Below are 21,462 nucleotides of genomic sequence, written 5' to 3'. Positions count from 1 at the left end.
GATGACTCAAGCCGAGCCTTCTATCTTGGGGAACTCGTAAAAAGTTGCAATTCCGACGGTTTCATGCATAATCCCGCGCGGAGTCTTTCCTGCCCCGAAAATCCATGGGATTCAGTCCGTGCTTGCGCAGCAGCACGTAAAAATCGGCGCGATACTTGCCGGCCATTCTGGCTGCCTGACTGACATTGCCGCCATTGAGTTCAAGCAGTTCAATGAGATAGTCCTTTTCGAAGCTGTCTCTGGCATCACGAAGGGGTGGCGGATCATCCGCTTCGGGCGGCATGGGGCCGGTGATCAGGTCAGGTGTCACGCTGTCACCCGGAGCCATCGCCACCGCATACTCCATGACGTTTTTCAGTTCCCGAACGTTGCCCGGCCAATCGGCAGCCAACAGCTTCTGAACCGCGCCCGGAGAGATCGATTTGACTGACTTGCCACCCGCTTTGCTGAATTCGGCCAGAAATTTCCGTGCAAGCGGAAGAATATCCGCCTTGCGCTTGCGAAGCGGCGGCAGCCAGATCGGAATCACGTGAATGCGATAAAAAAGATCTTCGCGAAAACGCCCTTCGCTCATCCGCTTTTCCAAATTACGATTGGCGGCGGCAATGATTCTGACATCAACCTTCACGTTGCGGGTGCTGCCCAACGGATAGAATTCACGCTCTTCCAATACCCGCAGCAGTTTGACCTGCATGGACATGGGCAATTCGGAAAGCTCGTCCAAAAAGAAGCAACCCCCGTGGGCGCGGACGAACAACCCGTCGCGCTGGCGATCCGCACCCGTAAAGGCCCCTTTTTCATGACCAAAAAGTTCGCTCTCCAACAGGTTTTCGGGAATGGCCGCACAATTGATCGCCACGAACGGGCCATCCTTTCGCGGACTGGCCGCATGCAGGCAGCGGGCGATCAATTCCTTGCCGGTTCCGCTCTCCCCTTCTATGTATACGTTGGAATCGGTATTGGCAATTTGGGCGACCTTGTTCAGCACCGCCTTCATGATGCTGCTTTTGGCGATAAACTGATCGAAGGCGCCCATCTGCTCCAGCCCGGCCTCGGATGGAAATACCGGGTCAACCGGATACCGTTTTTCCAGACAGCCTTCGATTTGCCGGATCAACTCCCCACCGTCGAAAGGCTTGGTGAGGTAATGGCAGGCCCCTCGTTTCATGGCATCCACTGCATTGTCAATGGTCCCATAGGCCGTGAGAATGATGACCGGCAGACCCGGATGAAGCCGACGCAGTTTTTCCATCAGCAATACACCGTCTTCATCATTGCGTTTATGACCGATGACCGCCAGGTCCACGTCGGCAGTGGTGGCCAGTTCCAACGCTGTACGGCCGTCCGGGGCCGACAACAAAAGATAACCGTGGGATCCCAGACGCATTTCCATCACCCGCAGAATGCTCGGGTCGACATCGATGGTCAGCAGGGAAGCCGCATGGGGTTGTCTGTTCGCACGATTCATGGCAAGTTCCCGTCCGATTCGGGTGTTGCACGCCCCGGATCAAAAGCCGCCAGCCGTTCAATCTGGCGGTCCGGCCCCTGAAGCCGGCCAATCCGGTTATGGGAAGAAGGGTATACGTTTCAGCGATGGCAGATAACCCGCCGTGAGACGGTTGAAATGGGTCACGTGCATGGTGGCTCGATTTCAGTATAATTGTAATATACAGGGAACATGTCAAGTCGCTCAACTCGTAAGATGAATTCATCGCTGTCCATTTACCGGGTGCAAGGCCGATCCGGCAACGCCTTATAATGCCATTTGCCATGACAGGAGATGGCCCATGGCTGTGTTATGCGTTGGTTTGCGGCTATCGCGCCCAGCCGTCCGGCCCCTGCGATACGTCTGTTACGACAACGTAGGTTTTAGTCGATGCAGGCAAAGCCCTTCAATCGTTGCGGGTCATCTCCGATGCAGACGGTCTGCCTCGGCAGCCTGAATCGGGATACGCATATGGGATACAGGCCTCTTTCTCAGCGCTGACCGCGCTTCCGGTTCATCGGCCGATTGGGCAGCTTTCGGTCCGACGGCACCCATGGGGTGAAGGGAAAAGCATTCAATCGTTTCAATAAAATTGGGGGAGTTGCGAGTCAACCCAAGGTCCGCCGCCTATATTATGTATGGGTTAGCCTGCACATAAGCCATACCGTTTGACGCGGGCTTTGCATAATCGTCTGTTATGGCGACTTATATCTATATTTTTCCCAATCTGGCCTGCTTTATGCTTTGGTTCGGTGCAGCAGCTGGCGTCCGGCCAGACGGCCTGGCGCAGACTTCGATGTGGCGTATGGCCGATCAGAATGATCTGTGCGGCTACGGTTGATAAAACAAATCCTGCACTGAAAACCGAGTACAGGGTCAGCAACAAAGGAGATTTTTCATGAAGATTAGTAAACATATAGGGTTTGTCGTTGGGGTGGGAGTAGTGGCAACATTGGTTCTTTTTGGTACCAGTTACGCCGATTGGCCCGGCGGGTTCGGAGCGGAGCGCGAGGCCAGGTACCAGACCGGCGTTTACGGATCGACTTCCGGGGGCGCCATGAATTCCGACGGTCGGGTGACCCTTTCGGGTACGATCAACAGCAAAAACCAGTTCATCGATCACCGCGGCAAGGTTTTTAACGTGACCGATAAGGACGCGGGGAAGAAAGTCCAGTCTTTAGTCGGCCAGAAGGTCGAGATCAAAGGGACCGTAATGGATGAAGGGGGACAGAGAACGGTAGACGTACACCAATACAAGGTCATTGAAGATCGGTGGCCCGGGGGGGGCGATCATTAGATCGAACACCGACTGCCACAATTAGCAACAAAACAGAGGGACCCCCCAACAGGTCCCTCTGTTTTTTTTAAAGTCGATCGCAGCAACCGGTGCCCTGTAATGGTGTTTCAACAACCGGACGTGGGCTTAACCGAGACATTGCGTGTTTTCTTTTCCTGAAGGAATATAGCCGGATGGCGGGCGGCTGCATTCAAGCGTTGCCCCGCTCCTCGTCCCGCAGCACGCGTCGCAGCACCTTGCCCACATTGGACACCGGAATCGTGTCGCGGAATTCGATCCTCTTGGGTCGTTTATACCCGGCCATGTTGGTTTTGCAGAAATCGCGAAGCTCCTCCTCGGTGCAGGTCTCGCCGGGTTTGATCTGGATGAAGGCCTTGACCGTCTCGCCGCTCTTGGGGTCCGGCACACCCACCACGGCCGCGATAGCCACCTTGGGATGGGTGAAGAGAATATCTTCCACTTCCCGCGGATAAACGTTGAAGCCCCCCACCAGGATCATATCTTTTTTTCGGTCGGTAATGGTTACGTAGCCGTCTTCGTCCACATGACCGATATCTCCCGTAAGAAAAAACCGGCGACCGTCGATCTCCCGGAACACCTCGGCCGTTTCATCCGGTTTGTTCCAGTAACCCTGCATCACCTGGGGGCCGCAGATGGCCACCTCCCCATCATCTCCCTGTGGCAATTCGGTCCGGCTGGTCTCGGCGTCCAAAATTTTGATGTCGGTGCCGGGCATGGGGAAACCGATGGATCCGATCTTCCGCGTGGCGGCAAAGGTGGGATTGACCGTTGCCACCGGAGCCGTTTCGCTCAGTCCATACCCCTCGAAGATCACCGCGCCCGTCTTCTCCTCGAACTGCTTGCACACCTCCGGGGGAAGCGGCGCACCGCCCGAAAAACATCCCATGATTGAGGTCAGATCGTACTGGTCCAGCAGGGGATGATTCGCAAAAGCCACGAAAATCGTCGGTACCGCCGGCATCAGTGTGGGACGATGCTTTTGGACCAGCTTGAGTACCTCTGTAAACGGCGGATCGCCGGCCCGGGGATCCGGTACGCAGATCAGGCGGCTGCCCGATGCACAAGCCGACAGCATCGCACAGGTCATGCCAAAGCTATGGTACCAGGGCAACACTCCCAGATAACAGTGGTAACCGCCTTTGCGGACCGCTTCCGCCGGTTGGCCATCCTCGTGGACAAGTCTGAGCCATGCGCTCATAGCCGTGAGATCATACATGAAATTGGAATGGGTCAGCGCCGCCCCCTTGGGCACGCCGGTGGTGCCGCCGGTATATATGATCAGCGCCAGGTCTTCGGTCGGATCGATGTCCACCACCGGTGGAGCGGGTTGGGCGCCGGCCACGATATCGTCGAACATCAAATGCCCGGGAGCATGCCGCTCGGCATGGGGGATCTTGCCCAGCAGACCTCCCAGGAATCCCTTCAGCCAGGGCAGGTAGGATTTAACGTTGCAGACCACCACCGTTTCCACCTCGGTGCCCTGAATGGCCTTTTCAGTCGTGGGATAAAACTGAGGATGGTCCATACAGAACAGGACCCTGGCCCCGGCATCCTTAAGTTGATAGTTGAGTTCAACGGGCGTGTAAAGCGGGTTGCAGGTCACGCAGACCGCACCTGCTTTGAGGATGCCGAAGAAAATGGCCGGGTAGTGCGGCAGATTCGGCAGGAAAATGGCCACACGATCACCCTTTCGTATGCCCTTTGCGTGCAGGAAATGGGCAATCCGGTCGGCCGTGTCCTTGACTTGGACGAAGGTACGGGATGCATCGTTGAAGATAGTGTAGTCCTGGTTCGGATAATCCCGTGCCGCGTCGTCCAAAACCTGAAACAGGGGCATATCGTATCCGCCGATCTCGTGGGGAACACCTTCGGGCCAGTTCTGAGTGGGCCAGGGAGCTGATGTCATCGCGTCTTCTCCTGAAGTTTGGGGTTAAATCGACTGGTTGCCCGTCACGGGCGTTGCCCAGTTCCGTATGGTAAGCCGAAATCGTCATCAGGGAAAAAGGAACATTCTGAAATTATTGAAGGTATTTTTATTATCATACCATTGCCGCCCCGCCTGTCAAGAGCGGTTAAAGATGATATTCCTTTGCCAGCGTCGGCATTTGCCGGCAAAGCATCGATTCGCTGGAACGCTCCGGCCAGACACTGGATTTAAAGATGCCGGACATGCCTACCTACCGTGACATCAAAGAGCTGTCAGGGCGCATCGATCGGTTGCACGGCACCAATACCGGCCGCGGTGCAGAGAAAGTTGCGTAAAGAAGCCCTTGTAGAAAGCAGGATGCTTGATTTATTATTACAAAATATGCGGCAGTTAATAGGCAGTCATTCCCAAATACGCACAAATAGTGGCCACGAATACGGGCATTGTTAAGAGAAAATGCATGCCGCGTGAGTGCCGTTTCAAAACCGCAGCGGATCGGCGGCCCGATCAAAGGAGGACGGCAGCATGAACGAACCCAGCGTGAATTACGATGTGTTGAGCCCGGTCAAATTCCTGGAACACAGCACGACACTCTACCCGGAAAAAACGGCGGTCGTCTAAGGCCGGACCCGCCGGACCTATCGGGAGTTTCAGGAACGGGTCCATCGGTTGGCCAATGCGTTGAAACAAAACGGCATCGGCAAGGGGGACAAGGTCGCCTTTATCTGCCCGAACACGCCGCCCCTGCTCGAAGCCCACTATGCCGTGCCCATAATCGGCGAGGCCTTGGTCAGCATCAACATCCGCCTCTCCGCCAACGAGGTGGGCTATATCATCGAACACTCGGATGCCAAGGCCTTGTTCGCGGACAACGAGTTTGCGCCAACCGTTCAGCCGGTCCTCGACACGCTGAAGCAGGTGCAATTCTTCGTCAATATCTGCGACACGAGCCCGGAAGCACCGCTTCCCGGCACCGATTATAAATCGTTTCTGGCGAGCGGCATCCCCGACCCGGTGGAAATCGCCGTCACGGACAAGGGGGAGGTCGCCACCATCAACTACCCCAGCGGCACCACCGGCCGCCCCAAGGGGGTCATGTATCACCATCGGGGCGCCTATCTAAACGCCATCGGCGAAATCATCGAAGCCCATCTGGATTCCCGTTCGACCTACCTCTGGACCCTGCCCATGTTTCACTGCAACGGCTGGTGTTTTACCTGGGCCGTCACCGCCGTAGGCGGCACCCACGTATGCCTGTGGGCGGTGGTGCCGGACAAGGTGTTCGAACTCATCGAATCCGAGAATGTCTCCCACATGTGCGCCGCACCGACCGTGCTGATCATGATGTCCAGCTATCCCGGCGCCAAGGACCTCAAGTTCAAACGCAAGCTGGAAATCATGACGGCCGGGGCGCCCCCGGCACCCAGAATCATCCAAAATGTCGAAGCCATGGGGGCCAACATCACCCATACCTACGGCCTGACCGAAGTGTTCGGACCCCACAGCGTCTGCGCCTGGAAGCCGGAGTGGGACGACCTGCCGGCCGACGAGCGGGCCAAATTCAAGTCGCGCCAGGGCTTGCCCTATATCAGTACCCAATACATGGACGTGGTGGATTCGGTGACCCTGAGGCCGGTTCCCCGGGACGGCCTGACCATCGGCGAAATCGTCATGCCAGCTCCTCTCAACATCCGGGGTGAACGGCGGCCGGCCACCAGTCAATTCGAGAGGCTCTGCACCGCGGCCTGATTTTATCCCCACCGTCGAAAGGGTCCGAGAGGACCTTTTTGTGGGAAAATATAGCCATCTTCAGGAATAAATTCGACGAATTAGAAAGTTTGCTGATGTGTTGTCCTTATCGAATGGTCCGGAGTTTTTACTCCGCAACCGCTTGGCGGGCATCTTCATCCAGTTTTTTCCTGGATTGTTTTGCATAGCAGAGGGCCGGATTTGTTTTCCCGGGCGTTTCTAATCTTAAAGCCCCTGTTCGTAAATACGACCACTTAGGGTCAACGCCCCTTTTGGGTAATTTCTTCAAGAAGGCGGCGATACAAGAGATAATGGGCGAACGGAACGTTGCTGCGCGGCCTGTCATCTAAACAAGGAAGGTAATGACCGCTTTCAAGCAGAACGGGCACCGTTTCTTCCACAACTCCATGCACGGCCGCCTTATCCCGGGTCAAGGCCGTTGAATCAATCCCGCCGATCAGGGCGACTTCAGATCCGAATTGACGACGAAGCTTGATGTATTCCATGCCGGCACTGTGGATGTTGCTTATCCAGAGGCCGTTGATGCCGGCATCGATGAGACCGGGTAAAAGCGGCGTCAAGTCACCTCCGGTGGTGCAGAGAATACGAAGAGGAACATTATAATACTTTAAAAGAGCAATGACTTGCTTATACCCGGGAATGGCGAAACGCTCAAACATCGCAGGCGAAATAACGGGTGCACGAGTGGAGGCAATCGGTTCATAAAATGCGGCATAATCGACCGACACTTTCGAAAGCACCCGCTTCAGGCAGTCACAGTAGAAATCGGTGGTCCGTCTAACAAGGTCCTCCACCATCTGCGGCCTTTTAATGAGGGCGAAACAAGCAGCGCGCAGAGAGTCCCAGTCTCCCACACCCAACATCTGCAAGAGGCCACCCCCCGAGGCATCCACATAAAGGACTCGGCCTTCCTGACGAAGGCGTTCGCATTTCTTTTCAAAACCCCTCACATACCGTGATCGTTGAGCAGGATCGTAATGGCGTTTGAAAGCGGACGGGTCGTAGAGAAGGCTGGACGCTTTTTGGTAAAAGGGGTAGCTATGCAGCATTAGACCGACGGAATGGTGCGACTCCAGATTGAAATACTTCGCAACGGACTTTTTACGGGGAAATCCCTCCCGGTGCCATCGCCTGAGTGTGTCTTCGTCGGGTTCAAGGTCGAAATACGGAAACCTGTCCGTATCACCGCCTAAAAGAGTCCCTAAAAATCTCTGTCTCTGGGTAATTTCACCCACTATCATCTCCGGTTGCTTTTTTTCAAAGCATCGAGAGAAATCGGATGCATTCAATGAGTTGTCTATGGGAAACTGATTCCACCTGTCAAGCGCCAAAGCAACCCGTCGCCCCACGGCTGCATGAACATGGCGCCCACTCACCCATTTAACTGCAAACCGCCAGGTAAACCCCATTGGTGGCCCCAGTCTGCAGCAGGGGGTTGTCAAATTGAACGGGGAAGCCCTCGGCACCGGCAAAAACACTTGAAAGACGGTGAACAAATGCGTCATCCGGCGGATCGTTTGACCAGAGGGCGAAGATGCCATGGGGCTTTAAAAAGGATTTCAGCCGGTTCAAGCCCATCGAAGAATACAGTTCCCCGTGGCTGCGGTGCAGCCAGCATTCAGGGGTGTGATCGATGTCCAGTAGAATGGCGTCAAACCGGGTGCCTTTCACCTCCGGGTCAAAACCGTCACCGCGGACCAGGGCAAAAAAGTCGGCCTGGTGGTATACACAGCGATCATCCAGGGTTAGCGCTTTTCCGTTGGGAACCAAACCCCGACGGTGCCATTCGATAACCGGTGCCAGGGCCTCGACGATGACCAGGCGTGTGACCTGTTTAAATTGTAAGGCAGCGGCCGCCGTGTAGCCCAACCCGAGGCCGCCGACCACCACATCCCAGCCCGCCCCGTCCAATGCGCCCAGGCCAAGGTCCGCCAATGCCACTTCGGAATCATGGAACAGGCTCGACATGAGATAGTCATCGCCGAGCTTTACCTCATACACTTCGCGGCCATCCAAGGAAAGCATGCGCCGGCGCTGAAGGACCAGCTCGCCCATGTGGGTTTTCTGGAAATCGAGTTCTTCAAAATTGGGTTTCATAAATGATTCGAGGGTCTTTTCAGGGCAGGCAACGTGAAAGGCAAACCCGGTTCAAGTTCAAAAAAACCGTTTCCGAGGCTGGCAGCAGATACCGTTTTCAATCCACCACAAAAAGCTTCGCACCTACTGTCGTGGACGAGCGATGAGGCTCAGCCTTGTCAGCGACTTGATAGCTCATGCCGGGCGTAAGCACAAACTTGCGGCCATCCTCCAACTCCGTGTGCAATTCTCCTTCAAGGCACAGCAAAATATGGCCCTTGCTGCACCAATGATCGGCAAGATAGCCCGGAGTATATTCAACCTTGCGCACCCGAAGACTTCCGAAATTTCTGGTCTGCCAATAAGCAAAACCCGTATCGCCTTTGTGTTCGGTTCGTTCAATTTCCGACCAGTCCGTAACGCCAAACGGAATATCGACGATTTTCATGACACCTCTCCCTAAATAGTGACGACGCAGATTGTCGGCGGCAAAAACCAGACCGACGAAGAACGGGTCTTTTGTAATTCAAACATACCTATCCTGGGCGCGTTCCACTTCTGGTTCCTCGCTGCAGTATTGTTATCCACATCATTGCTAATCCTGACAGCGGAGGCAAGAATAAAGTGGTGGCTATTTTCATCAGCCGGGTAAGAACCAGGAATCGGACAATCCGGCATGAGCGTCGAAAACTCATGGAAACCGTACACCGTCCCGCTCGCCATAATTGGTGTCTGCATCGTATTGAATTTCGAGGAGGGCAAACCGGGCGATGATGTCCCGGGCCAATACATTGGCCTCTGATTCCAGTTGATCACAGGATGGTCGATCACCCATCTGTGAAAGCTGACGCTCTATGTTTCGGGCTGCATCGACGCCCAAGGTCACATGCCCTTTTTCGTGCTCGATAAGGGCGGTCATGTATTGTTCCCATCGGTCTGCCAGAGGCGCCGGCACATCATCTGCGTTATCCAGGTGCGGGAATGTCTGCCGAATACGAACTGCCGTGGTGACCGCAGTAATCCGGCAGGTGCCGTCTGCATCGTATGCCCACCAGAACTGCCAGTCGATGTCCCATTGGGTGTAGGCATCGAAGGGTTGGCCATTTTCTCGGACGGGAGTATTCCGGTCAAGGCTTTGCCTGATTTGCGCTGACGTTTGCCCAGCTGCCGGATAGTACCGCTTCTGGATCAGGATTTCCGGTTCTGCCATGGCATGCGGCAGCACCACTATCGAAAAGACCAGAATGGCGGCTGCCGCAGCAATGGCTGCGGAGCAAAGCCTGCCGCCCGTAATCATCCTACGCTGGCCACGTCACGAACCGGCGAGCCGTCGGCATGCCTGATTTTCAACGGAAAGCCGGCGAACAGAAAGGAGGGAGCCGGCACGGCTGCCAGGTCAGCAAAATGATCCACGTGAATCACCAGTAAATCAGGTCGATTATAGCCATCGCTTCCCGCTCGGCCGTCGATGGCGGGCGTTGAATGTTCACTTGTTCTGCCCCGACCCTAATCCTATCGATTTGTTTTATTTAGAAAACTTTATTGCCGCCGCCGCGACCACACCCCACACCCAGTTGTACACGAGAACGAAGGCCGGGGTCCACATGCCCAGGCTCAATCCGGCCACTCCCTTGTTGGCCTGGTAGGGAAAAATGAAAAACAGCTGAACCGCAGTCAGCAGAAGGCTCAACAGGGTGCCCTTGAGCAGAAACCGGGATTTCAACACGGGCAATACGAGCAGCAACCCCCAGATGCCGCCCCAGACGATCCGCGGGTAGAGCCACCCGGGCGTCAGGGAAGGTGCGATGGACACACCGGCCCATCGGGTGATACCCAATTCACCGAACTGCCAGACCACGAGACTGTTGGCCAGTGCACCCAGGCAACCGGCCGAAAAACAGACCATCATTTTTTTCATGGTGAGGGGTATCCTTTCATTACAGACGGCGTTTCCTCTGTCAAATTTTCGGATAGACTGATGGATTGTCTTTTTAAAGTCAATCATCAAAAGGCATTGTCAATTCATCCTCGGGCATTTTCCCGGAAAACGGCCATTACCCTGTCAGCATATCTTCCAACCTGTAAAAACCGACAACGACATTATGGCTCAATGGATTCCGCCCCATAGGCAGCTTTTTTCAATTCAATGAAAATACAACGAGTTATTGGAGTAAACAGACATGATTGCCATGGCACACCCGTTGCTACCCGTAAGGTCAATGGCTCTGCTGCGCCCGCTGCCTTTCCCCGCCGGTCCCATGTGCAACTCAGGTCCCGAAATTTCGAACCGACAGCCCGTTTGACCTTCCGGACAGGTTAATCCGGATGCCGTATCCAACCCGCATGAAAAGGAGGATGAAGATGAAGGCTTCCCCCGGAAACACGATCGGCATCTTAACCGGCGGTGGAGACGTACCGGGACTCAATCCATGCATCAAACAACTGGTCGTCAGCGCCCATCAGTTCGGCATGACGGTGCTGGGGATCCGCCGGGGATGGGACGGGTTGGTGGCCTTCTCTCCGGACGATCCCGATTCGCGCGTGCAGAACATCATTCCTCTGGACCCGGCCTGCGTACGGACGATCGACCGATCCGGCGGCACCATTTTGCATACCTCCCGAACCAATCCGGCGGCCGTGAGCCATAAGGATGCCCCGGATTTTCTAAAGGACCGGTTTGCCTCGAAAAAGGAAAAACGCGATCTTACCGGTCATGTATTAGGCAACCTGTCCAACCTGGGCATCGGCGTGCTGGTGGCCATCGGCGGTGACGATACGCTCTCATTTGCCCTGCGGCTTCACCGGGAGGGATTCCCGGTGGTCGCCATCCCCAAAACCATGGACAACGATGTGACGGGCACGGACTACTGCATCGGTTTTTCCACGGCCATCACCCGCAGCGTCAACTTTATCCATGCCCTGCGCACCTCCAGCGGCTCTCACGAGCGCATCGCCGTGGTGGAACTCTTCGGCCGGTATTGTGGGGAGACCTCGCTGGTGTCGGCCTATCTGGCCGGTGTGGAGCGCTGCGTCATTTCGGAGGTGCCTTTCAACATCGACACCCTCTGCACGTTCCTGGTCGCAGACCGGAAAAACAACCCCAGTCGGTATGCCATGATGACCATCAGCGAAGGGGCGGTCATGCAAGGCGGCGAAATGTCTCTTTCCGGCGAAGCGGACGCCTTCGGCCACCGCAAATTGGGGGGCATCGGAGCCGTCACGGCCGAGGCCATCAAGAAGATCACGGGCATCGGGATTATTTTCCAGCCGTTGCTCTATCTCATGCGCAGCGGGTCCCCCGATTCGCTGGACCTGATGGTGGCCTTGAACTATGCCGGTATGGCCGTGGACCTGATCCGCAAGAAATCCTTCGGCAAACTGGTGGCCCTTTCCGGGGGGCGATACACGGCCGTCGATATTTCCGTTGTCACCGGCGGCGCCAAACGGGTGGATGTAGACGAGCTGTACGATGCCGACACCTACCGCCCCCGCATCCGCAGCGCCCAAGGAAAACCCATGTTCCTGTATTGAAAAAAAGGAGAGTGCCATGAAAACTACACTGACCGCGGTGCGAGTGGATCTCGGGGCTGTCGGCGGGCATCTTCAGCCCAGCGAGCAGCTCGTGTCCGCCGTACGGGCGTCCGTAGAAGAGAAAACGGACAGCTTTCTCATCGACTGCTGGGTGAATTTCACCGGGGATGACATCACCATCCTGTGCACCCACGAAAACGGCCCGGATAGCCCGAAGATCCGCGATGTCCTTTGGGATGCATTTGAAAAAGGGGCGTCCACGGCCAGCGAACTGGGGCTTTATGGCGTCGGCCAGGACATCCGTGACGCGGGAATGACCGGTGCGATTAAAGGATTGGGGCCGGCGTTGGCGGAGATGAGCGTCGAGGAGCGCCCCAACGAGGCATTTTTAATCTTCTCCATCGACAAGGCCCTGCCCGGTGCCTTCAATCTTCCCTTTTTCCTGGCCTTTGCCGACCCCATGCACTGCCCCGGACTGATTCTTTCCCCGCGGATGCGGCAGGGATTCCGGCTGGTGATCATGGATGTTCTTTACAAAGAATATGACCGCGAAATCGAGCTGAACGCCCCCGAAGATATTTACAACATGGCGGCCCTGTTGAGAGACCAGAACCGATATGCCATTCGGCGAATCGAATCGAGAAGCACCGGTGAACAGGCGGTTGCATCGAGTACCGCACGCATGTCCAACATTGCCGGCAAAATCATAGGCAAGGACGACCCGGTGGCCATCGTCCGGATCCAGGACGCCTTCCCCTCCGCCGGCGAAGTGGTGGCACCCTTTCAGATCGGTCCCTATGTGGGCGGATTCATGCGCGGCTGCCACCATGGTCCGTTGATGCCGGTGCCCCTGAACACCAAGGTTTCTTTCTTCGACGGCCCCCCGATCGTCTCCTGCGCCGCCTTCGGATTGCGGGAGGGGCGTCTGACTCCACCGGTGGATGTCTTCGAACATCCCCTGTGGGATCATGTCCGCACCCGGCTTGCGGAAAAGACATTAGAAATCAGACGGCAGGGATTCTTCGGCAACGCCATGCAGCCCTTTGAAACCATTCACTACGGGGGCCTTGTCAACATTTTGAGGGATCTGGATGAACGCTTCGAAATCAGGCATCCGCCTGACTGATGGCGGATGGATCCATCATTGGCTGTTGCAAGGCAAGGGCCAAGCGGGTATGATGGAAATAAATCGGTTAAAAAATCATCTTAAATCGAACGTCCCGAAACCCGGAGTCTGTTGTCATGGCCCAATGGAATATGCCCGTTGAACCCGATGAACTGCTTTATGCCCTTAAAGTGGGCAATGCGGCAGCGCTGAATCAAATGCCGCTGAAGCATACGCCGGGCCAGGGGCTGGAAATCGTGGACGAGGAGACCGGGCAGGTGCAGACCGTCCATTTTGCGGACAATGCGGTGAACCGGTTCGGCGTGGCCATCGCCCGGGAGTTCGACAACATGGGCTCCAAATTTTTCTCGCTGATGACCCGCATCGGCGCACTGATGAGGATCCTCGAAGATGATCGGGCAAAGCCCTACGTTGAACTGGAAGGCGAGTTTACCAAAATCCGCAACGCCATGATCGAAACCATGGCGTCGTTTCCCATCTCCCCCGAGGGTTTCTTGGACGTAGACAAATTTTTCAACCATCTGGAAAGCACCAGAAAAAACAGGCCCCGTCAGACAAACCATTAACGCCCGAGCCAACCTGTCTTTCAGCCCGGCGAGGACGCTGCACCGATGGCCCCGGTCCGCCGGCTGGACGCCATCGACACGCCTGGCATCCGGGCCGAATCTCGCGCCTTATCAAGCCAATTAATTTTCCCGAGGCCTTAACAGGTCGTCCACCATGGCAATCAATAACTGGATATCGAACGGCTTGAAAAGGGAGCGATCCGCCCCCACCCGCGTGGCGATCTCCAGGTAATCCTCCGGATCCATCCTCCCGCCTCCGGACATGGCGATAATTTTGGTCTGCGGACGACTCCGCTTGATCTCGTCGATGGTCTCCAGGCCCTCTTTCTCGGGCATGAAGATATCGGTGATCACCAGGTCAGCCGGGTTCGTCCGGAACCGGGTCATGCCCTCCTCGCCGTTGGCGGCGTCCTCAACATGGTGATCCGCGTCCTCAAGGGCCAGTTTCAAGGAGAAGCGGATGGCATCATCATCATCGATCACAAGAATTCTGGCCATGGGTTATCCCTTCCCGGCCGTCCGCTGCACCAGCGCCCCGGTGGGACAGGATTCCAGGCATGCCCGGCACGACACGCAGTCCGCAGCAGCGACCGGGTCCACATCGAAATAACCGACCACTGTTTCGAAGCCCCGGCGGGCAAAACTCAACAGGGAATGCGGGTGATGCTGCGGGCATACCCGCACACAAATGCCGCACAACACGCACCGGTTGGGGTAGTAATCCCATACCGGATGGCGGGAGTCCACCTCCGGCTCCTTGAGTACCCGTTCGAAGGGTTTGCATGCCAGGCCGGTACCCAGAAATTTGGCAATATTCTGCAGCTGGCAGGCCTTGTTGGCCGGGCAGTGTTTGCAGTCCACCCGGTGAACCGAAAGCAGGAGTTTGAGGGCCGTTTTCTGAAGACTGCGGACCGCTTCGGTGCCGGTGCGGATGGTCATGCCGTTTTCCACGGTCACCGCGCAGGCGGCCACAGGCTCGCGAAAACCGTCGATCTCGACGAAGCATAGACGGCATGCAGCCGGGGCATCGGCCGGGGCGTCCGCTTCCAACCAGCACAAGTGAGGGATGTAAATGCCGGCCAACAGACAGGCCGACAGCACGCTGCTGCCCTCCCGGGCCTGGATGGTTCGGTCGTCCGCGGTCAGGGTAATCGTCATAGAAGGTTCTTCTTGCATCCTAACGCTATCTTTCAGCTTTCAGTTTTTTCCTTTTCTACCGGCCGCTCGATAATGGGCGCCAGGGCCGCCGGCGAAACTTTCACCACCGCATCGTAGTCCGGCGGGCAGGCCACCATGCACTCGCCGCATTTGACGCACAGCTGCTGGTCAATGCCTTTCTTGCGGTTGCTGGTGGTAAACACCGCCTCCACCGGGCAGCATCCCACGCAGGCATCGCATCCCCGGGCGCATTTGTCCAGGTCGATATAAAAGGCGGTCAGCGTCCGGCAGGTGCGGCCCGGGCAGCGGCCCTCCTTGATATGGGCTTCGTATTCGTCCCTGAAGTAGGCCAGGGAAGTGAGCACCGGGTTGGGGGCGGTTTTTCCCAGCCCGCACAAGGAACCCTGCTTGACTGCCCGGCTCAGGGTCTCCAGCAGCTCCAGATCTCCCTCGCGCCCTTCACCGCGGGTGATCCGGCGCAGAATGTCCAGCAGGTGGCGGGTGCCGATCCGGCAGAAGGTGCATTTGCCGCAGGACTCCTTCTGGGTGAAATCCAGAAAATATCGTGCGACGTCCACCATGCAGCAGTCTTCGTCCATCACCACCATCCCGCCGGAGCCCATCATGGCGCCGGCCCGGGTCAGGGCATCGAAATCCACCGGCGTATCGAGAAATTCGGCGGACAGGCAGCCCCCCGACGGTCCGCCGATCTGCACCGCCTTGAACTGTTTTTTATTGGGAATACCGCCGCAGATATCGAAAATCAATTCCCGCAGCGTCACCCCCATGGGAATCTCCACCAGTCCCGGATGGGTCACGTTGCCCACTACAGAAAAAACCGCCGTACCCGGGCTGTCCGCTGTACCGATGTTCCGGAACCAGTCGGCCCCCTTGTCTAAGATCGGCGGAACCGTGGCCAGGGTCTTGACATTGTTGATCACCGTGGGCCGGCCGTCGAGCCCCCGCTCGACCGGATAGGGGGGTCGGTGCCTCGGCATCCCCCGGTAGCCCTCCACCGACCGGATCAGGGCAGTCTCTTCACCGCAGACAAAAGCACCGGACCCTTGGAACAAGTCGATGTCGAAATCCAGTCCGCTGCCCAGAATATCCGTTCCCAGAAAACCCATTTCCCGGGCCTGCTCGACGGCGGCGGTCAGAATCCGCACCGCCAGTGGGTATTCGGCCCTTACATAAAACAGGCCCCGGGCGGCACCCACGGCCATGGCGGCGATGATCATGCCTTCGATGACCTGGTGGGGATTGCTTTCCAGCAGGGTGCGATCCATGTAGGCACCGGGATCGCCTTCATCGGCGTTGCAGACAATCAATTTGTCACTGCCTGCTGCCGCCCGCGCCGCCCGCCATTTCCTGGCCGTGGGAAACCCGGCCCCGCCCCGCCCCCGTAGCCCGGCCGTTTCGATCTCGGCAATCACCGCCTCAGGTGTCCGGCACAGGGCTATGGCCAGGGCGCCGTAGCCGCCGTCGGCGATATATTCATAGATCTGCTCGGGGTCGATTCGTCCGCAGCGATCCATGATCACCCGTTTCTCCCGGTTGAAGCGGGCGAACTCCATCACCGAGGGGATCATCTCGTTTTCCACGGTAGCGCCCATGATGTGCTCGAACCGGGGGTCTCCCTCCTCCAGAAACAGCTTGACCAACATTTTGGCCTTGCCCGGGGTCACCTCCGGATAGAGAATGGGCGGAAAACCCGAATCCGGGTAGTCGATGACCACCACCGGCTCGGCGTAGCAATGACCTACGCAGCCCACCGTGTGCACATGGGCCTCGATTCCCCGATCGGCCAGGGCCGTTTCGAAGGCCGCCTTCGTCTCCAGGGCACCCGAGGCAATGCCGCAGGTGGCCATGCCGATATGAATCTTGGGAAGTGAACTTTGGTCAAACTGCTCCCGTCGGGCCCGGGCCTCGTCGGCAATAGTCTGATAGGCTTCGATAATCCGATTTTCGGCATCCCCGGTCATGAGTTGGACGCCTCCCTTTCCGCCTTTTCCTTTTCGACGCGGACCCGCAGGACCAGTCCCTCAACCTTGCTGGGCGCCATGTGCCCGTGAAGGGTCTCGCCCACTATGGCTACCGGTGCCAGCGCACAGCACCCCACGCAAGCCACCCGCTCGATGCTGAATTCGCGGTCCTCGGTGGTCTCTCCTTCCCGGATCTCCAGTTTACGCTCGAAGTTCTCCAGAATGATCTCACCGCCGCGCACATGACATGCCGTTCCCATGCACACCTTCACCGGATTTTTCCCCGGCGGGTTGAACCTGAACTGATTATAGAAGGAAGCCACCCCATATACTTCGGAGCGGGTAACGGAAAGATGGTCGGCCACTAGAGAAAGCGCTTCGTCGGGCAGATAGCCCAAGGTCTTCTGAGCCATCTGGAGCAGCGGGATCAGTTGGCCCCTGCCAACGGGAGAGGCGGCGATCTGCGGTTGAAGAGTTTTCAGGTGCGATCTGTCTTCAGCGGTGAGTGGAAGCTTCATGGTCATGTTTCGGCAATGGCGTTGTTGGTTTGTATCAACCGTTGAAAGTCAAATTTGATGAACTTGCAAAAATCCCATTTCCGACGGGTTCGTAACGAGTTCGAGATCAAGGCTTGCAAATCCCGAGGAATGAGGCGTACATGCGGTACGCCGCAGTAACGAGGGATGAAGCGTAACGCAGATATCGGACTTGTTACGAACCCGTCAAATTTTGTCCATGGCACCATAGGCAGCCTGGATGCGCTCCCGCAAGAGAAAGCAGAGGCGTTCAAGCATGAAAAAACCAAAGGAGGTGTCCTCCTCCATGCATTTTCGCAGCTGGCGCCCCTTGAGGCGAATCACGGTGGAATCCTTCTGGCAGCTGGCCGAAGACAAGAGCACATGGGGCTCGTCCAACAGCGTGGACCAGCACCCCAGGGTCCGACCCTTTCCCAGCGCATCGATCACCACCGATCCCTTGTGGCTGCCGATATCCATGGCGCGCTCCAGGAAAACGTATCCATCAACGATGATGAACAGGTCTTCCCCGAAGTCACCTTGCCGGAAAACATAGGTTCCGGCCTTGTAATGATCGATGTCGCAGAAACCCGAAATGGTGTCTAGATGCGCCTTGGAGATGTTCTTCAGGAACCCGCACGATTGCAAGGTGGACTGGATCTCAGGGTTTGCCATGGTTTCCTCCCACATCGTTGTCAGCCATCTGTTGGTATGCCTGGATCAACCGCCCACCCAGTGCCCGGGACAGATGCTTGAAAAACAGGTAGCCACTTTCCGCGTCACCGTCGAGCAGCCTGAGCAGGCGATCCCGATCCAGTTTCAGCACCACCACCGGTGTCGCGCAGATGGCATCGCCGCCGTAATTGGCACGGTCGATGAGACTGCCCCAACCGAAGGCCTCGCCTACACGATTTCCCGTGTAGACCTTCCTCCCGGTTTCATCGATCGTTATCTTCACTTCTCCCTGGGCAAGGATAAACAGGTGCCTGGCCGCATCGCCGCTGTGAAACAGGACATCCCCCTGCGCAAACGCCTCCCGTTCGGCGATGGCCATAACCCGGTTGACCACATTCTGGTTCAGCCCCCAGAACAGATCTGTCTGTCGGATGTACATGGCGACCTCATTTCGGCGATGTTTGGATCGATCTGCCCGATTCGACACAAAATGAACTTTATCTCATTTTATAGTATGCAAAAAAACCGGCTGTAAAGGTAAAAGTAAAAGAACAATTTTGAAAAAGATATTCTGTCGATTTATAACTGGCAGAGGGAAGCGATTTCATCCTTCGTTGTTCAGTGCTGACCGTTTGATGTTTGACACTCAATTTTATCCACGACAGGCCATTCCACATCCACAAACGGTCTGACAACCACCTCCTGGCTGTCCGAACGCAAGGAAATGGCTCCGTGGACGGCAGTGCACAGGACCCTGCAGCCAGCAGGCCGGTAGCGATCCATCACTTCGGCATGGGGGAACCCGAAGCGGTTGCCGGCGCCGGCGCTGATCACCACCACATCCGGTCCCACTGAAGCGATCAGGCCTTGGGAACTGGACGTCCGCGAGCCGTGGTGGGGGGAAAAAAGAACCGTGCTGGCAAGCTCCCTCCCCGCCCGCTGCACCAGTTGGCTTTCCGCCGGGGCTTCGATATCTCCGGTAAGCAGGAAGGCGGTTTTCCCGAAGGTTGCCTTGACCACCAGCGATCCGTTGTTGCAGCGTTCCTGATCGGTTTCATCCGGTCGGCTGAAAAAATCCACCGACGGGTGAAGGACCGTAAGCGTTACCTGTCCGATAGCTGTTTTTCCTGAACCTGCGTTTACCTTTCGCACTACGACATCCCCCTCCCGGCAGGCCGCCATCAATGCCCCATAACCCCTGGTGGTGCTCGTATCTTCGTTGGTCCACAGTTCCCGGACGTTGAAATGCCGGGCGATGTATATCAGACCATTGAGGTGATCGGCGTTGGGATGGGACAAAACGAGGATGTCGACAGTGGCAATTTTCTTGCGCCACAACAGCGGTGCCACGACCCGCTGGCCCATGTCGAACAACCGGTTGTCGGAATAACCGCCGCCGTCAAACAGCAGGACCTCGCCGCCGGGAATCTCCATGAGCGTGGACGCACCCTGGCCCACATCGATGGCCGTAACCTTAAGATCCCGATGCCAGAAGCGCTGATAAGACCAGTAGAGCCCATCGCCGGCGGCCAGGCAAAGCGCTGTCGCCAGCACCCACGGGGCGATGGTCGTTTTGCGCAGGTTCAGCAATGCCCAACCTGCCAAATAGTATAGAAAGATCTCCACCAGGGTCGGAGTCACGGTTTTCAAGGCGGCAAAGGAAAGTCCCGAAAAAAAGTTCACCCCCATCAGCCCCAGGTGAAGGGTCTTGATACCCAACCAGAACCCAAAAACAGCGACGGATTCGAAAAAAAGTGAAACAAAGGCCGACACCAACCCTACAGGCACCGCCACAAATCCCACCACGGGCACGAGAAACAGGTTGGCCGCGATGCCCACCACCGAGGTCTGGTTGAAATGGAGCAGGACCACGGGAGCAGTGCCGGCAATGGCCAGGGTGGAGACCAGAACAAAGCCCATCAGGCGCCTGCCGGCCCGTTTGGCCGGCGAACGGGTCTGTTCCTGAACGGAGGCGATCTTCTCGAGACCATACACAATGGCCAGCACGGCGGCAAAGGAGAGTTGAAAGGATATGGAAAACAGGGCCGGGGGGAAAACAGCCAGAATCACCAGGGCCGCCACGGCAAGGGTATTCAGGACGTCTTGGGTCCGCCCCAGAATCAGGGCGGCCAGAAAGACCGCCACCATGAACTCGGCCCGCTGGGTGGACGGCGACATGCCGGCCAGCAAGCCGTATGCCAGGACGGGCACCACCGTCGCCGCCGCCGCCCACTGCCGGCCCCATCCCCGCCACAGCAGAGGCGGAAAAAAAGAGAAAATCCAGCGAAAAAAACCGAAGGCCAGGGTAGCCACGATGCCCACGTGAAGCCCGGAGATGGCCAGCAGGTGGCCCACGCCGGCCCGGTTGAACCGTTCCCGCAGCCCATCGTCGATTCCCGACCGATCCCCGAAAACAAGAGCCTTGAGCACGGCCTTTTCATCCGCAACGTCTTGGCTGCCGGCGGCATCGATCATTTGGGCCAGCCGATGGCGGGCCTCATGGATCATCCGATTGGCCGGAAACCGGGCGCGCTTTCCGCTTCGCTGTATTTTCTCCGCCTTTACCCAGGCGCTGCCGTGAACACCTTCAAACGCCATGTGCCGGCAATAATCGAAGCCGCCCGGGTTTTTGAAATTGCGAAACGGCCGGATTTTGGCCGGGAAGGTCACCTGTTCGCCCGGATCCAGGTTGGCTTCCCCCATGACTGTCAGCCGAATGCGGCCATGGACCGGCTGTGATTCATCTTCTTGGGAGAGCCTGTTTACTTCAAGGGTGAGACGAGTCCGGCCATAGCGGACAATAGGCGCATCAACCACGGTTCCGTGGATTCGCCAATATCCGGTATCCAGATAATGAACGATGGGGTTGGATCCATGGGCGGGAGACATCCACGGCACCATGGCCAGGTAGCCTGCGGCCATGACTGTCAGCAGTGGAGACCATCGCGCCGGCTGGCCCCGCCGCAGACGGATGGCCAGCCGAACGGCTGCCGCAAGCACGATAAACAGGGCTGGGAAGACGAAACCGGGCAAACCCTGGCCAATAGCGATACCGGCCATCAGCGACAGGGTAACCGGGATGGCTGGGCGGTAGTACCATGCCTCGGAAATGTCAGTGATTGGGATCACTGGCTGGAAATAACCCGGACAAGGTGACTTCGATGGCTTGCCGGCCCCGGACAGCCGTTGACGACGTTCAGTTCCCGGCCCTCGCCGAGTCCGTATTTGATGATGAAAACCATTCAGTAGCCATAATTGATATTCGTGCAGGGATCAACGGTAGAGTTTCGGCATAAAAGCCGAAATCAGACCAGGAGACTCAAAAATCCGGA

At 57.0% G+C, this 21,462-nt stretch carries 18 protein-coding genes and 1 pseudogene; 5 read left to right on the top strand and 14 right to left on the bottom strand.

Annotation, left to right across the window (positions count from 1 at the left end; all coding sequences use genetic code 11):
• Positions 1 to 61: 61 nt before the first annotated feature.
• Complete coding sequence (locus ACHZBS_RS17555) at positions 62 to 1,468, bottom strand: sigma-54 dependent transcriptional regulator (protein ID WP_319407818.1); 1,407 nt, start codon at positions 1,466 to 1,468, stop codon at positions 62 to 64.
• A gap of 916 nt (positions 1,469 to 2,384) precedes the next feature.
• Here ACHZBS_RS17555 and ACHZBS_RS17550 point away from each other — a divergent pair.
• Positions 2,385 to 2,783, top strand: coding sequence for a hypothetical protein (locus ACHZBS_RS17550; RefSeq protein WP_319407817.1), 399 nt, complete (start codon positions 2,385 to 2,387; stop codon positions 2,781 to 2,783).
• A gap of 190 nt (positions 2,784 to 2,973) precedes the next feature.
• Here ACHZBS_RS17550 and ACHZBS_RS17545 read toward each other — a convergent pair whose 3' ends face one another.
• Positions 2,974 to 4,710 (bottom strand): long-chain fatty acid--CoA ligase, encoded by a 1,737-nt coding sequence (locus ACHZBS_RS17545; protein ID WP_319407816.1) that lies wholly within the window; start codon positions 4,708 to 4,710, stop codon positions 2,974 to 2,976.
• Positions 4,711 to 5,370: 660 nt separating this feature from the next.
• Between ACHZBS_RS17545 and ACHZBS_RS17540 the strand changes: the two are divergent.
• A pseudogene (locus ACHZBS_RS17540) lies at positions 5,371 to 6,480 on the top strand (AMP-binding protein); the annotation flags it as partial.
• Between the two features lie 260 nt (positions 6,481 to 6,740).
• Here the strand turns inward: ACHZBS_RS17540 and ACHZBS_RS17535 are convergent.
• The 5 genes from ACHZBS_RS17535 to ACHZBS_RS17515 all read right to left on the bottom strand — a co-directional run bounded on the left by ACHZBS_RS17535 (position 6,741) and on the right by ACHZBS_RS17515 (position 10,495).
• Complete coding sequence (locus tag ACHZBS_RS17535; protein ID WP_319407815.1) at positions 6,741 to 7,736, bottom strand: uroporphyrinogen decarboxylase family protein; 996 nt, start codon at positions 7,734 to 7,736, stop codon at positions 6,741 to 6,743.
• A 145-nt stretch (positions 7,737 to 7,881) separates the two neighbouring features.
• Positions 7,882 to 8,598: a spermidine synthase gene (locus ACHZBS_RS17530; protein ID WP_319407814.1), complete on the bottom strand. Its 717-nt coding sequence runs from the start codon at positions 8,596 to 8,598 to the stop codon at positions 7,882 to 7,884.
• A gap of 97 nt (positions 8,599 to 8,695) precedes the next feature.
• Entirely contained in the window at positions 8,696 to 9,025 is a 330-nt protein-coding gene (locus tag ACHZBS_RS17525; RefSeq protein ID WP_319407813.1) for a DHCW motif cupin fold protein, read from the bottom strand.
• Between the two features lie 243 nt (positions 9,026 to 9,268).
• Positions 9,269 to 9,874: a DUF922 domain-containing protein gene (locus ACHZBS_RS17520; RefSeq protein WP_319407812.1), complete on the bottom strand. Its 606-nt coding sequence runs from the start codon at positions 9,872 to 9,874 to the stop codon at positions 9,269 to 9,271.
• 228 nt (positions 9,875 to 10,102) lie between these two features.
• Complete coding sequence (locus tag ACHZBS_RS17515) at positions 10,103 to 10,495, bottom strand: hypothetical protein (protein WP_319407811.1); 393 nt, start codon at positions 10,493 to 10,495, stop codon at positions 10,103 to 10,105.
• Between the two features lie 443 nt (positions 10,496 to 10,938).
• On the opposite strand from ACHZBS_RS17515, the gene ACHZBS_RS17510 reads away from it, so the two are divergent.
• The 3 genes from ACHZBS_RS17510 to ACHZBS_RS17500 all read left to right on the top strand — a co-directional run bounded on the left by ACHZBS_RS17510 (position 10,939) and on the right by ACHZBS_RS17500 (position 13,800).
• Entirely contained in the window at positions 10,939 to 12,108 is a 1,170-nt protein-coding gene (locus ACHZBS_RS17510; protein WP_319407810.1) for a 6-phosphofructokinase, read from the top strand.
• Between the two features lie 16 nt (positions 12,109 to 12,124).
• Positions 12,125 to 13,234 carry a fructose 1,6-bisphosphatase gene (locus ACHZBS_RS17505; RefSeq protein ID WP_319407809.1) on the top strand — a complete coding sequence of 370 codons (1,110 nt, stop codon included), beginning with the start codon at positions 12,125 to 12,127 and terminating at the stop codon, positions 13,232 to 13,234.
• 116 nt (positions 13,235 to 13,350) lie between these two features.
• On the top strand, positions 13,351 to 13,800 hold the full coding sequence (locus tag ACHZBS_RS17500; protein ID WP_319407808.1) for a hypothetical protein: 450 nt from the start codon (positions 13,351 to 13,353) through the stop codon (positions 13,798 to 13,800).
• 120 nt (positions 13,801 to 13,920) lie between these two features.
• On the opposite strand, the gene ACHZBS_RS17495 is transcribed toward ACHZBS_RS17500, so the two are convergent.
• The 7 genes from ACHZBS_RS17495 to ACHZBS_RS17465 form a co-directional block, all read right to left on the bottom strand.
• Positions 13,921 to 14,298 (bottom strand): response regulator, encoded by a 378-nt coding sequence (locus ACHZBS_RS17495; protein ID WP_319407807.1) that lies wholly within the window; start codon positions 14,296 to 14,298, stop codon positions 13,921 to 13,923.
• A gap of 3 nt (positions 14,299 to 14,301) precedes the next feature.
• Positions 14,302 to 14,958, bottom strand: coding sequence for a 2Fe-2S iron-sulfur cluster-binding protein (locus ACHZBS_RS17490; RefSeq protein WP_319407806.1), 657 nt, complete (start codon positions 14,956 to 14,958; stop codon positions 14,302 to 14,304).
• 32 nt (positions 14,959 to 14,990) lie between these two features.
• Positions 14,991 to 16,940 (bottom strand): NADH-ubiquinone oxidoreductase-F iron-sulfur binding region domain-containing protein, encoded by a 1,950-nt coding sequence (locus tag ACHZBS_RS17485; protein WP_319407805.1) that lies wholly within the window; start codon positions 16,938 to 16,940, stop codon positions 14,991 to 14,993.
• On the bottom strand, positions 16,937 to 17,458 hold the full coding sequence (nuoE, locus tag ACHZBS_RS17480; RefSeq protein ID WP_319407804.1) for an NADH-quinone oxidoreductase subunit NuoE: 522 nt from the start codon (positions 17,456 to 17,458) through the stop codon (positions 16,937 to 16,939). The genes ACHZBS_RS17485 and nuoE overlap by 4 nt, the downstream gene beginning before the upstream one ends.
• 204 nt (positions 17,459 to 17,662) lie before the next feature.
• Positions 17,663 to 18,130 carry a cyclic nucleotide-binding domain-containing protein gene (locus tag ACHZBS_RS17475; protein WP_319407803.1) on the bottom strand — a complete coding sequence of 156 codons (468 nt, stop codon included), beginning with the start codon at positions 18,128 to 18,130 and terminating at the stop codon, positions 17,663 to 17,665.
• The gene (locus ACHZBS_RS17470) at positions 18,117 to 18,569 is read right to left on the bottom strand and encodes a cyclic nucleotide-binding domain-containing protein (RefSeq protein WP_319407802.1); all 453 of its coding nucleotides are present in this window, start codon (positions 18,567 to 18,569) and stop codon (positions 18,117 to 18,119) included. The genes ACHZBS_RS17475 and ACHZBS_RS17470 overlap by 14 nt, the downstream gene beginning before the upstream one ends.
• Positions 18,570 to 18,748: 179 nt before the next feature.
• Positions 18,749 to 21,259 carry a DNA internalization-related competence protein ComEC/Rec2 gene (locus ACHZBS_RS17465; protein WP_319407801.1) on the bottom strand — a complete coding sequence of 837 codons (2,511 nt, stop codon included), beginning with the start codon at positions 21,257 to 21,259 and terminating at the stop codon, positions 18,749 to 18,751.
• Positions 21,260 to 21,462: the final 203 nt, after the last annotated feature.

Origin of the sequence: uncultured Desulfosarcina sp., from assembly GCF_963664155.2 — a bacterium.
GTDB lineage: Bacteria > Desulfobacterota > Desulfobacteria > Desulfobacterales > Desulfosarcinaceae > Desulfosarcina.
This window is presented reverse-complemented; position numbering and strand designations above follow the sequence as displayed.

Excerpts from the sequence above, each read along its gene's own strand:
- ACHZBS_RS17555 (WP_319407818.1), bottom strand. The coding sequence starts at position 1,468 with ATGAATCGTGCGAACAGACAACCCCATGCGGCTTCCCTGCTGACCATC.
- ACHZBS_RS17550 (WP_319407817.1), top strand. The coding sequence starts at position 2,385 with ATGAAGATTAGTAAACATATAGGGTTTGTCGTTGGGGTGGGAGTAGTG.
- ACHZBS_RS17545 (WP_319407816.1), bottom strand. The coding sequence starts at position 4,710 with ATGACATCAGCTCCCTGGCCCACTCAGAACTGGCCCGAAGGTGTTCCC.
- ACHZBS_RS17530 (WP_319407814.1), bottom strand. The coding sequence starts at position 8,598 with ATGAAACCCAATTTTGAAGAACTCGATTTCCAGAAAACCCACATGGGC.
- ACHZBS_RS17525 (WP_319407813.1), bottom strand. The coding sequence starts at position 9,025 with ATGAAAATCGTCGATATTCCGTTTGGCGTTACGGACTGGTCGGAAATT.
- ACHZBS_RS17520 (WP_319407812.1), bottom strand. The coding sequence starts at position 9,874 with ATGATTACGGGCGGCAGGCTTTGCTCCGCAGCCATTGCTGCGGCAGCC.
- ACHZBS_RS17515 (WP_319407811.1), bottom strand. The coding sequence starts at position 10,495 with ATGAAAAAAATGATGGTCTGTTTTTCGGCCGGTTGCCTGGGTGCACTG.
- ACHZBS_RS17510 (WP_319407810.1), top strand. The coding sequence starts at position 10,939 with ATGAAGGCTTCCCCCGGAAACACGATCGGCATCTTAACCGGCGGTGGA.
- ACHZBS_RS17505 (WP_319407809.1), top strand. The coding sequence starts at position 12,125 with ATGAAAACTACACTGACCGCGGTGCGAGTGGATCTCGGGGCTGTCGGC.
- ACHZBS_RS17500 (WP_319407808.1), top strand. The coding sequence starts at position 13,351 with ATGGCCCAATGGAATATGCCCGTTGAACCCGATGAACTGCTTTATGCC.
- ACHZBS_RS17495 (WP_319407807.1), bottom strand. The coding sequence starts at position 14,298 with ATGGCCAGAATTCTTGTGATCGATGATGATGATGCCATCCGCTTCTCC.
- ACHZBS_RS17490 (WP_319407806.1), bottom strand. The coding sequence starts at position 14,958 with ATGACGATTACCCTGACCGCGGACGACCGAACCATCCAGGCCCGGGAG.
- ACHZBS_RS17485 (WP_319407805.1), bottom strand. The coding sequence starts at position 16,940 with ATGACCGGGGATGCCGAAAATCGGATTATCGAAGCCTATCAGACTATT.
- nuoE (WP_319407804.1), bottom strand. The coding sequence starts at position 17,458 with ATGAAGCTTCCACTCACCGCTGAAGACAGATCGCACCTGAAAACTCTT.
- ACHZBS_RS17475 (WP_319407803.1), bottom strand. The coding sequence starts at position 18,130 with ATGGCAAACCCTGAGATCCAGTCCACCTTGCAATCGTGCGGGTTCCTG.
- ACHZBS_RS17470 (WP_319407802.1), bottom strand. The coding sequence starts at position 18,569 with ATGTACATCCGACAGACAGATCTGTTCTGGGGGCTGAACCAGAATGTG.